Genomic DNA, 11,897 nt, shown 5'->3' on the forward strand with positions numbered 1-11,897 from the left:
GAGCTATTTTTACTCAAATGTTTTACATAAAATGAACATCAACTTTAAAGTAGACAATAAGCAGTTAGATAAGGATCTATTCAGAGGTATTTTATCTTATTTACAAAAAAGCTGCACGACTAAAAAATCGCCTAATCGATTTAGGCAAAACTGATAAATTAGAGAGACTGGAGAAGATGGACGAGTGGCCAGCGTGAATATAGGAAAAAAATTAAGAGATGCACGACTGCAGCGAAACATGACATTAGATGAACTGCAGCAAATTACTAAAACACAAAAACGCTATTTGATAGCAATAGAAGAAAATGATTTTGATTCCATGCCGGGGACTTTTTACGTGCGTGCGTTTATTCGTCAATACGCAAGTGCGGTTGGCTTAGACGGTAACGAATTAGTCGAGATTTATGATGGGATAGATGAGCCGGAAGACATAGAAACAACGATTCAATACGAAACATTAGATGAATCACGGACGCAGATGTACGATGAATACAGCTCAACTAAACGCTTTATGCGTAGTTTGCCTGCCATTATTTTTTCTTTGATTGGTTTGGCAATCGCAATCGTTGTTTTTTACATTACATGGCAAGATCGTCAGGCATCGCCTATGATCCAACCACCAGCTTCTGAGATTATTAGAGAAACAGATTCCACATCAAGTTCTGAATCAAGTCAAGCACCAGTATCAAGCAGTACAACGACTTCGACTAGTTCTTCGTCGGAACCAAAAGCACCAACAGAAGTAAAATTTGAGAGTGAATCTGGTGTGACAGTAAACATGAGCGCTGTTAATGTTGCAACGCCAGCCAAGTTAGAGTTTACTGCTGTGACAGGACCTTGTTGGGTCGGTGTGTATATTGCGACCGCAGCTAACAATGATAATGGGTACTTTTACCAAGAAACAATTCAACCTGGACAGCCAAAAACTGTTGAGGTACCGGCAGGAACAGCTCAATTGGTTATAAGTTTAGGTGCATCTGAGTATATGGAATTCAAATTAGATGGTCAAAAAGCAGAGTTTAATCCGAATAATGCAGGAATTGGGCCAAGAAATATCAATATGAATTTAGCTTATGCACAAACGCAACAACTAGAACAATCACAAGAATCTCAACAACCACAATAGAAAAAATAATTTTTCATAGAAAGATGGGCGAGAAAAGTTTGCGATGGGATGCCGACCGTTGTAAGCATTTTTCTCGCTCATTTATTGAGAGTGTGATCCAATATATGTAAACGGCTCTCTTTAGAATTAAAAATGTGTCTTTTTCCGTGACACCTTCTATGAGATAACGTAAAATAAGGTAGAAAAGAGAGGGGCAACAAGCATTGAATTTACCAAATAAATTAACAGTTATTCGAATATTTATGATTCCAATTTTTATCGCTGTCGTCAGTATTCCTATGGATTGGGGGACAATCACAGTAGCGGGCACATCATTAGCAGTTACTCAGTTAGTTGGAGCAATCATCTTTGCGGTAGCGAGTATTACCGATTGGCTAGATGGAAAAATTGCTCGAGCACGAGGGTTAGTTACCAACTTTGGGAAATTTGCAGATCCATTAGCAGATAAAATGCTAGTAATGACTGCTTTTATCGTTTTAGTAGGACAACAAAAAGCGCCTACTTGGGTAGTAGCGATCATTGTTTGTAGAGAGTTAGCAGTTACTGGATTGCGTTTGTTACTAGTTGAAGGCGGCGAAGTGATGGCTGCTGCTTGGCCGGGGAAAGTAAAAACAGCAACACAGATGGTTGCTATTATATTATTATTCATCAATAATATTCCGTTTGCAGCAATTGGTTTTCCATTAGATCAAATCATGCTGTACGTCTGCTTACTATTTACAATTTATTCAGGAGTCGATTATTTTGTAAAAAATGCAAGTGTTTTTAAAGGTTCAATGTAATAATCAATTAAAATAATTAATAGCCAAAACTAGTTTTTCTACTTGATTTCAAGAAAAAAAACTAGTTTTTTTATTTTAGAAAAATTAATTCTCCATAAAAATAAGCGCTATAACTACTGATACATAAGCTTTTTTCATTTTTTTCGATACTTATAAAAAATTTTGATACTACTATTTATAAAATAATAGTTTACTTTTTTTAAATCTGTGGGTATAATCTGTGTATCGGAACTATTATCATATGAACAGTAGTATTCGAACAAAAAAAATTGGAGGAATTTATAATGAACAAATTTGTAAAAGGTGCAGTAGTTGCTGGTTTAGCTTTATCAATCGGAGGATCAGGATTTTTAGCAACTGCTACTCAAGCACATGCAAACTCAGCACAACTTGTAGATAACACTGCAAAAATCAATGCGTTGATTCAAGAAAAACAAGAGTTGATCAACAAGAAAAAAGTTAGCACAAACTGGCAAGAGCAAAAAGCATTAGGAATCCGCATCGGTGAAATTGAACGTGAAATCCAAGTATTGAAAAAAGGCGGTTCAACTGGAAATACAACAACACCGACAACGCCAACAACACCAGGAGAAGATACAGCGTCAAAAATCAATGCGTTGATCCAAGAAAAACAAGAATTGATCAACAAGAAAAAAGTTAGCACAAACTGGCAAGAGCAACAAGCATTAGGCATTCGTATCGGTGAAATCGAACGTGAAATCCAAGCGTTGAAAAATGGCGCGACAAGTGGTTCGACAGGAAACACAACAACACCGACAACACCAGGAGAAGATACAGCATCAAAAATCAATGCGTTGATCCAAGAAAAACAAGAGTTGATCAACAAGAAAAAAGTATCACGTGATAAAAACGAACAAAAAGCTTTAGGTATTCGTATCGGCGAAATCGAACGTGAAATCCAAGCATTGAAAAATGGTAGCTCAACAGGTGGTTCAACTGGAAGCACAACTGCACCATCTACACCAGTTGAAGACAATACAGCTAAAATCAATGCGTTGATTCAAGAAAAACAAGAATTGATCAACAAGAAAAAAGTATCACGTGATAAAAACGAACAAAAAGCTTTAGGCAAACAAATCGATCAAATCGAAAAAGAAATCAAACAATTAAAGAAAAACAAATAATTCCCTGATAAATAACTACTAATTCCCAACTTTCTTACCCAAATTTGTGTGAAACTTATAAAAAGTATATTCTTTGCCAAGTCATGTTGGTGAAGATAGAAATAGCGAAGGAGAGATCCTTCGCTATTTCTTTTGAATAAGTAAATAACAGCCACCTAATGAGATAAACTCATAGGGTGGCTGTTATTTTGTCTAAATCCAAGGACCAACGACTACGGTATAGATACTTAAAACGACTCCTGCAAGAATAAATAGGATACCTAAAGCAAATATGGGACTGAATTTTTTGGAGCTGCTAGCTTCAATAGGTTCTTTTCTAAATAGTTTTGCTAATGCCATAAATAAGAGACCTAGAATAATCAGTAAGCCATTAACGAAAAAGGTAGATAAGCCATTTTTTTTCTTTACGTTTTTCAAAAGAGTTGAATTTTGTAATGCTTTTAATTTTTTTGCATACTTGAAATTGGAGCTTGGTGCCTTGATTGTTGGTGAGACTGAAGTAAGTCCAGTTTCAACTGTTAATTTATCAGCAGATAAATTAAAGGCTGGTTCGGTATTTCGCTGAAGTACACCATAAAAATCTTGATCTAAAATAATTTCTTCTTGGTTGACTGTGTTATTTCCTTTAGAAAGTAGTTTTTTATATTCATAAGTGGCGAAAGCTCGGTCAAAAATTGCATTACCAAAAGCGTGACGCTGTAACTCACCTTCTTGATCCTCCCAGTTACCAACACCTAAAACAATCTCGATCAAACGTGTGTCTTCTCGCTTAGCCGTTGCGGCGTAATTAAAACCACCTGTTGGGCTTGAACCTGTTTTTAAGCCATCTGCGCCTTCATAACCGTAAGCAAGACCTGGTAAAGAATAGTTATGGTTTTCTAAAACTTCAGCATAAGGCGTATTTTCCATGATCGTGATTTGGGTTGGACTTGTAAAGGTCACAGTATCTGGATAATTTTTTAATAAATGATAAGATAAAATAGCTAAATCGCGCGCAGTCGTCACGTTATCTGCATTTTGGTCGATTCCTTCAGGTTTGTAATAACCATTGAAAGACCCTGTTTCGGCACCACTACAATTATAAAATGTCGAATTAGTCATGCCGAGTTCTTTTGCTTTATCGTTCATCATATGGATAAATTTTGCTTCATCATTCGCTGTCACTAGATTTGCCAACATCACGGTTGCAACATTTGATGATTGAACCAGCGTTGCATATAACAAATCTCGAACAGGATAATCTACACCGGAAACAATCGTATTATTACTTAATTCATAAATTTGTGAAATAGCTTGGTCATTATCTGTTGCTTTAACGGTTGTATCCAAAGTGAATTTGCCTTGCTCCATTGCTTCAAAAACAAGGTAGACAGACATCAATTTAGCGATACTGGCAGGGTTCCATTTTAAATCAGGATTATCTTCCCAAAGAACTTGCCCCGTTTGAGCTTCGATAACGATCGATGCTTTAGGTTTGTAAAATTCATTTGTTTGATAGCCTGCATTTTGTGTAATCGTCAAGATATCTTCTTGAGCATAAGCGCTTGAGGCTGTGAATAGACCGGAAAAATAACCTAAAAACAATAGTAGCGAGCAGATTTTCAGTAAAACGTTTCTTTTCTTCATATAAACATCCTTTGTAATTAATCAGGTTCTTCTAATAAAGTAGGAATATTTTTAAAAGCTTCTCTGTTAGAGTAATGAATCATTTCTTCATCCACTTCTTCCCAATTTGGTCCGAAAACGTGATCTAACCTTCCTAGTTCATCGAAAGTGAGAATCAATTTCTCCTCATTTTCTTGATTTTGATCAGAGACAATAAATTTTAATTTGGGTTCACGTACAAGATATAGAAATCCTTTTCGTAAATTGTCAGAAATGGGTTCATTTAATTTATTCTCTAAAATTATTTTCATATTTTCTGAAAGGTAGTCAGTGTATTCTAACAGATTTTCTTGTTTGTTGTCAGAAAATAGGAATTTTTTTAGAAAAATAGTTGTGGAACTTTCTGGATTGATTTCTATTGTGTTAAGTAATTGTTTAAATTTGATATCTGAAAGTAGATGCCATTGATTTCCATAAACATTTTCAAGGGTAAGGGTAAACGCACCTGATTCCAGAATACATAATAACTCTTCTTTATAATAGACGGCAGTCTTTTTGCTGTTAGGGTCACTTACAGTGTTGGATTTAAACTTGAAACCAGAACTGTCGCTATATTTATGGGTATCTTGGTCTACGTAGTAGCTTAATAGTTTTTTCAATTGCACATCATTGACATTTCTATCGATAAACAATTGCTTCCCTTTAGGATCATCAGAAGCGTAAAAGTAATGAACAAAACGCTCTTCTAAACTATCACCATAAAGTTCTGAGTCAGATGCTTCTTTTGCTTCAATTTCTTCAGTTTTTTGCTGGTTTGAATGCTTTTCTCTATAAGCTTTCACAAGTTCTTCTGGCGTTCTACCAATCCTTCTAGGAGTCTGAGGTCTAGAGGAAATTTGGACCATAAATAGTAGAACTAACAAACTACAAAATAAAAACATAAAGCCTTTTTTAAACGATACAGTCATTTCTGTTTTAGGTTCTAAGACTCTCCGAACTTCTTTTTCGATCAATCGATAGTCCACTTTTTGATCTTTAGATAAGTGCGGTAAAATCACTTTAAATTGTTCTTGCAGGGCGATTTTTCTGGAAATATTTAGTTGCTTCCAAAGATTGAAGGCAGGGACATACTGGCTTTTTTTAAAGAATATACAGCCGAGAATAAGAAGAAATAATTCTTCTGGTATAGTGAGCTGCTCTTTATTCCAATTGAAAATCGCGTCATCTGTTTGTGTTTCAGTTAATAACATGAAATATCTATTTAAAAAAATAGTTGTTGGACTGCTGTTCATTGTTTGTGTTCGATTTAGCAAGAACTTATATTGCTTTAGCGCGTCTTCATTTTCTAAAAAGCCATTTGTCTTATCCAGTAAATCGATCATTTGTAGATTCCAAAGTTCGCTATCCTCAGCAAAAATTTCGGCGCAATTTCTGATTTTATCATCAATACTTGTTATATAGCTTTGCTTATTAGCAATTATTTGATAAATCTCATAGCGTAAATGAAAATACTTTTTTCTCAAATTAGCAGGAATGTTCTCTGCTATTTGAAATGAGAAAGGTGGAACGTTGTAGATCACTTTTTTCAACTCAAGAAAGTGAGTTGAAACAAACCGCTCTTGGCCGATATGATCAGTTAGTTCTGTTAAGTCAAACGTCTGAAATAAAAAACGAATGATTTCTCTAGCAAGACAGGGATAATTTTCCACTAAAAATAATTGGATCGTATAGGTGTTTTGCATATATTCATCAATTGACCAACTGTCGATCGATGCTAATAACTCTTTCCAGACAGATACATTTTCAAAATAGTTCTCCTCGTCGATGATTTTTTGTAACTGATCAGAGAACCCCTCTAATGGCTGGAAAGCAGGAAAGCTTGACTGTCCATGATGGGTATAATCATCGGAAGGTTGAGAAAATTCCTCAGCAATTTCGGTTGTTGCAGCAATTGAGGTAAAAAGATCATCTTCTATTAAACTATCGTTTTTTGATAAAGTCAACGCTAAATCAAAGGCTGTTTTTAAGCACTGAAATTCTTCAGGCTGTTCATCTGGAATCATTGTTTTCAGCTTTTCGGCATAAGCGCGCTTGATCATTTTTTTATCAGAAGTTGGCGTAATCTCTAGGATTTTCCAAGGATTCATAGCCATAATCCTTTTTCAAGTTCTTCTAGCTGTTGTGTTAATTCAGCAGCTGTTCGTTTGGTCAAGATTTCTTCCTGTTTTTCTAAGACACTTCTAAAATGAAAGAGTAATGCTTGGACTTGTTCGCGCTGTAAACCAGTTGTTTCCGCATATAGTCTTTCTAGACGAGCAAGTAATAAACGGTTTTCAGCACGGTCTCGTGGATGGACTTTTAACGCCGCGAGCTTTGCTAAACTTTCCTGCATTTGTTTTGATGTCAATTTACCAGGTGAACTTTCAATGATCAGTTGCTTGGACCGACCGCTCGTATCCGTGACAAGGACTTCTAAAAGCCCGTTAGAGTCATACGTAAAACGACAATCGATGGGAGTGTTTTCAGGTCCTTTTGGAATTTTTATCTCTAATTCACCGATTTTTAGATTATCTTTTGCCATTGGATTTTCGCCTTGATAAATGGAAAATGTAACATATTCTTGATTGTCTCTTAGTGTGTAAAAAGTTCTCATTTTACTAACAGGAATCGTGGTATTACGTTCGATAATAGGCGAAAAAACACCGTCGATGTAGCCTGTACTTGTTTGGCTAACAGAATCAACGCCTAAAGTATGCGCACAGACATCCGTTAGAATCATTTCACTGACCATAGATCGATCCTGCTTTAAAGCAGCTTGAATACCAGCGCCATGACCAACGGCTTCATCTGGATTGATTTGTGTATAAGGTATGGTTTTTAGCAAACGAGCAAAATAGTTACGGACGATCGGATTTTTTGTAGCACCGCCAATTAAAATCACTTGATCAATCTCTTGGATGCTGATCTGACCATCATTTAAAACACGCCCGATCGGCTGCCGCATTTTCGCTAATAGTGGTTCACAAAGTTCCTTATAGCGTTTTTGTGACAGTTGATAAGAATACACATTGTCTTCCCACTCAAACTCAAATGAACTGGATTCTTGTATTGTCAATGTGTGTTTTAGTAACTCAGCTTTTTGATATAAAACGGATTGTGTTGTTGCAGATAAAACAGTACCGCTTAAATCGAGAGTGCTTAAACAGTCTCTAACGATCACATGAGTGAAGTCTTCACCACCCAAATGATTATCACCAGAAATCGCTTCTACTTGCATCACGCCATCAAACATCTCTAATAACGAGACATCAAATGTTCCGCCACCTAAATCTACGACTAAAATCGATTGATCAGCTTCTTTATGAAACCCATAGGCCATTGCGGCAGCTGTAGGCTCACTGATGAGATTTTGTACTGTTAATCCAGCTAGTTTAGCAGCTTCTACAGTTGCTTCCCGTTGGATATTATTAAAATAAGCAGGTACACTGATCACAACTTCACTACACGGCTGCTTCAAAAAAAATTCAGCATCTTCTTTTAAACTACGTAATACCAAAGAAGACAGCTCGACTGACGTGAAGGACTGTCCGCCTAAGTCATATTTTTTATCAGTTCCCATAAATCGTTTAAACGTTGCTGCTGTCAACTGAGGATGACTGATCAGCCGTTCTTTCGCAATTGCGCCAATTAAAATATCCCCATTATCATCCACACCAACAACTGATGGTGTCAGTATCTGACCAAATTGATTGTTGATCAATTGAACAGATTCCCCATCCCAAAACGAGACTAAACTATTTGATGTTCCTAAATCAATCCCTATTATCCCCATAATATTCTCCTTTTTTACCAACAATTATGTATTTATATAAAAAGTCTAACAATTTTATTTTACGTGAAAAGCGAAGGGAAATGTATCTTTTTTGCCTTTTTTTAATAAAAAGTAATTTTTGGTTAATTTTGGTATACTTTAGACGATGGAGGTGTTTGGAGTGAGAAGTGAACAAATGGTTGCTTCAGAGTGGCCTAATTTTACTGAGCAACTTGCTAAAAGTGTTCAGTTACTCCCTTTTTATGATGCCCATACTTTAGCAAGACAAGTATTTAGGAAAAAAGTACGGGATAATAGCGGGACCGCGTATGTCATTTATCAAGGGAAGAGCCCGTATTTATTTATGGTAGTTGAAGCAGGGGAAATAACTAATTTATTGATTCCTGAAACGATCCAATTAAGCTGGTCATCGCTCTTTTTAGCCATTGATCGATTTTTTAGACAAACATTTCAAGCAGAAATTACTGTTCGTTTTCCAAGAGCGCTCACCCTGCATTTACAAGAAGTATTTTTGAAACATGGGTATTTGATGGAAAATAATAGAGTAGCAGTCAAAGAACTAATGTATCATACTGGATTGGTTTTAGGCGGTGGTGGAGCAAGAGGTGCTTATCAAGTTGGGGTATGGCAAGCATTGAAAGAGTTGATGATCCCAATTAAAATTATAACGGGTACATCAGTAGGTGCATTGAACGGAGCACTGATTTTACAAAATGATTTTGAAGCAGCTAAAAATATGTGGGAAACAATCGATACGCAACAAATTCTATCTTTTCCAACAGTCGTGACACCTAGCGATACTTTTGGAGGGCTGATGAGTCAAATTGGCTCTTTTACATTCAGTGCAATCCAGTCAAATGGGGTATCGACAAAACCACTGCAAAAGTTGATCAGAGACACATTTTCACAAGAAAAAATGAAACAGGTCACTACCGATTTTTATTTGGTTACCACTGAATTGCCGAATATGCAGGAGAAAGACATTCATTTTAATGCGTGTCAGATGAATCAATGGCAGAGTTGGTTGCTTGCTTCTGCTTCCTTTTTTCCAGCGATGGCAGCAACAAAAATTGCGGATAAATATTATGTTGATGGTGGTTATCGAAATAATATCCCTGTTGATATCGCGTTACAAAATGGGGCGACGGAATGCATCATTGTAGATGTGAAAGGTCCAGGGATCACAAAGCCAGTGAAAATCCCCCAAACAGTTAGTCGTCTGACTTTACAAACACCATGGTCAATGGGAGCTGTTCTTTTATTCGACGGTGCTCGTTCAACGAAAAATATTCAATTAGGGTACTTGGAGACACTAAAGGCTATTAGTGGGAAATATCTTGGATTCTGGTATACATTTGATGAAACGATAAGTAGTTTGACCGTGTTTCAACAAGCCTTTTTTTCCTTTGTTGATGATACGTATAAAATAAAATTATGGGATTCTATCTCTCAACAAAATAAAATCTGTAAAAAATTGCGTAAAGTTTATAAAGACAGGGTGTATACTGAAAATGTCGGATTGGTTTTATTGGAGCTGTTAGCTAAGGGGCAGGAAATTTCTGCTTCAAAGTTATATACGATCCAAGAGATAGTAGAACTACTGCAGCAAAGTGAAATGAAGACGGATTTTGCGGATAGCGTTGGAATGATTTCTGTTCAAGAATGGCTGATGAAATACTATGAAGATTACTTTTTACTTTCGGATAAACAACAGTTATCATTAATGAGCAATTTACTAAATGTAGATGAAAAAGAAAAAATACAACGTTTGGTTTTTTTATTGGACAAATTACCAGTTCAAGTATTACAAATTTTAATGAAAGAATTTATACAACAAGGAGTGGATCAATAATGGCACAAGAATTTTCATATGAAATCGTAGAAGAGATCGCAGTTTTATCCGATAACGGAAGAGGTTGGCGTAAAGAATTTAATTTAGTTAGTTGGAATGGGCGTCCACCAAAATTTGATTTGAGAGACTGGTCTGTTGACCATGAAAAAATGGGCAAAGGCATTACCTTAACAAATGAAGAATTTGAAATCTTATCTAAAGCAATAAAATCGATGTAGAAAGGACACCCTGTCAATGAAAAGTATGACTGGTTTTGGAAAAGAAACATTTTTAAATGACACGTATCAAATCGATGTAGAAATCAAAAGTGTCAATCAGCGTTTTTTAGATATTCAATTACGGATGCCAAAAGAGGTCAATCCTCATGAAATGGCTATTCGCCAATTGATGAAAGAAACATTACAACGCGGGCGAATCGAAGCGTACATCAATATTAAACAAACGGGCAGTGGCAATAAAGAAGTGTTGATCCACTGGGATTTGATTCATCAATTGTTGGGAGAAGTTCGGCAGGAATTAACCGCTAATTATCCCCAAGCTGAATTTGATCCTGCGCAAAATATCAATCAACTACTTAACAACTCAGATTATGTTGAAGTCACAGAAAAGCAGGAAGCAGACGAAACTTTTGGTTTGTTAATATTAGAATCTGTGAAAAAAGCAGTCGAGCGAATCGATGCCAGCCGTTTACAGGAAGGTCGAAAAATTCAACAAGTATTGACCGTATATAGTCAAGATTTTACTGATTTAGTGAACGAGCTGACTGGCTTTGTCGAGATCTATGAGAAAGATTACCAGGAAAAATTTGAAGCAAGATTGAATGATTGGTTAGGCGGTCAAGTTGATGAAACACGCCTGCTGACCGAGATGGCAATTCTACTGGAAAAAGGGGATATCCATGAAGAATTGGATCGCTTAGTGATTCATGTAGATAAATTGCAGGAATTATTAATTCAGTCAGAACCAGTTGGTCGGGAACTAGATTTTTTAATTCAGGAGATGAATCGTGAAGTAAATACGATTGGCTCTAAATCTAGCTCGATCGAAATCAAAAACATCGTTGTTCAGATGAAAACGATCCTCGAAAAAATACGTGAACAAATTCAAAATGTCGAATAATAGAAAATAGTTTGTGATTCTATTTTTTAAAGCTATAATTAAAGAGAAGAAAGCAAAGAGGTGAATTTTTATGTCAAATTATTATGATGTAACGTTCCATGAATTAAGCGGAAAATCCGTGGTAAAAAGAGAAATTATTTCTGATAAAGAACCATTTGATGTTTGGGAAGATGCCTGTGTGTCATTTACAAAAGATGTTTTAAATATTCGTGTAAATGAAGAGGCCTTTGTGACATTGAACCGTCGTTTTGTTGTTCGTGTGGATATTGAAGAAGTAGATGGTCCAGTGGATAAAAAAATCAAACGCCATGATGAGATTATGGGTGTTGTGAATACGTTATCCAATATGGGATTTTAAGAAATACTATAATAAAAAAGAGGGACTGATATATAACTTGCTGAGTTATATATCAGTCCCTTAAAATCTGAATAAACA

Annotated in this window: 10 protein-coding genes; 7 read left to right on the forward strand and 3 right to left on the reverse strand. The window is 36.0% G+C overall.

Annotation, left to right across the window (positions count from 1 at the left end; genetic code table 11):
- Window positions 1-193 precede the first annotated feature (193 nt).
- The 3 genes from A5821_RS12765 to A5821_RS12775 all read left to right on the forward strand — a co-directional run bounded on the left by A5821_RS12765 (window position 194) and on the right by A5821_RS12775 (window position 3,053).
- Window positions 194-1,126 (forward strand): helix-turn-helix domain-containing protein, encoded by a 933-nt coding sequence (locus tag A5821_RS12765; protein WP_249921875.1) that lies wholly within the window; start codon window positions 194-196, stop codon window positions 1,124-1,126.
- A gap of 203 nt (window positions 1,127-1,329) precedes the next feature.
- Complete coding sequence (pgsA, locus tag A5821_RS12770; RefSeq protein ID WP_086315055.1) at window positions 1,330-1,908, forward strand: CDP-diacylglycerol--glycerol-3-phosphate 3-phosphatidyltransferase; 579 nt, start codon at window positions 1,330-1,332, stop codon at window positions 1,906-1,908.
- Between the two features lie 284 nt (window positions 1,909-2,192).
- On the forward strand, window positions 2,193-3,053 hold the full coding sequence (locus A5821_RS12775; RefSeq protein ID WP_339098725.1) for a hypothetical protein: 861 nt from the start codon (window positions 2,193-2,195) through the stop codon (window positions 3,051-3,053).
- 192 nt (window positions 3,054-3,245) lie between these two features.
- On the opposite strand, the gene A5821_RS12780 is transcribed toward A5821_RS12775, so the two are convergent.
- From A5821_RS12780 to A5821_RS12790, 3 genes are read right to left on the reverse strand one after another with little or no spacing between them, the layout of a single operon-like run.
- Window positions 3,246-4,679 carry a DUF1958 domain-containing protein gene (locus tag A5821_RS12780; RefSeq protein WP_086315058.1) on the reverse strand — a complete coding sequence of 478 codons (1,434 nt, stop codon included), beginning with the start codon at window positions 4,677-4,679 and terminating at the stop codon, window positions 3,246-3,248.
- Window positions 4,680-4,696: 17 nt separating this feature from the next.
- Window positions 4,697-6,805, reverse strand: a complete 2,109-nt coding sequence (locus A5821_RS12785) for a hypothetical protein (RefSeq protein ID WP_086315060.1) — start codon at window positions 6,803-6,805, stop codon at window positions 4,697-4,699.
- On the reverse strand, window positions 6,802-8,490 hold the full coding sequence (locus tag A5821_RS12790) for a molecular chaperone HscC (protein WP_086315062.1): 1,689 nt from the start codon (window positions 8,488-8,490) through the stop codon (window positions 6,802-6,804). The genes A5821_RS12785 and A5821_RS12790 overlap by 4 nt, the downstream gene beginning before the upstream one ends.
- Before the next feature lie 160 nt (window positions 8,491-8,650).
- Here A5821_RS12790 and A5821_RS12795 point away from each other — a divergent pair, with 160 nt between their 5' ends.
- The 4 genes from A5821_RS12795 (at window position 8,651) to A5821_RS12810 (ending at window position 11,819) form a co-directional block, all read left to right on the forward strand.
- Window positions 8,651-10,342 carry a patatin-like phospholipase family protein gene (locus A5821_RS12795; RefSeq protein ID WP_086315063.1) on the forward strand — a complete coding sequence of 564 codons (1,692 nt, stop codon included), beginning with the start codon at window positions 8,651-8,653 and terminating at the stop codon, window positions 10,340-10,342.
- Entirely contained in the window at window positions 10,342-10,560 is a 219-nt protein-coding gene (locus A5821_RS12800) for a YdbC family protein (RefSeq protein WP_086315064.1), read from the forward strand. The genes A5821_RS12795 and A5821_RS12800 overlap by 1 nt, the downstream gene beginning before the upstream one ends.
- A gap of 16 nt (window positions 10,561-10,576) precedes the next feature.
- Window positions 10,577-11,461 (forward strand): YicC/YloC family endoribonuclease, encoded by an 885-nt coding sequence (locus A5821_RS12805; RefSeq protein WP_086315066.1) that lies wholly within the window; start codon window positions 10,577-10,579, stop codon window positions 11,459-11,461.
- A gap of 70 nt (window positions 11,462-11,531) precedes the next feature.
- On the forward strand, window positions 11,532-11,819 hold the full coding sequence (locus A5821_RS12810; RefSeq protein WP_086315067.1) for a hypothetical protein: 288 nt from the start codon (window positions 11,532-11,534) through the stop codon (window positions 11,817-11,819).
- Window positions 11,820-11,897 lie beyond the last annotated feature (78 nt).

The organism is Enterococcus sp. 7F3_DIV0205 (assembly GCF_002141365.2).
Taxonomy (GTDB): domain Bacteria; phylum Bacillota; class Bacilli; order Lactobacillales; family Enterococcaceae; genus Enterococcus_L; species Enterococcus_L palustris.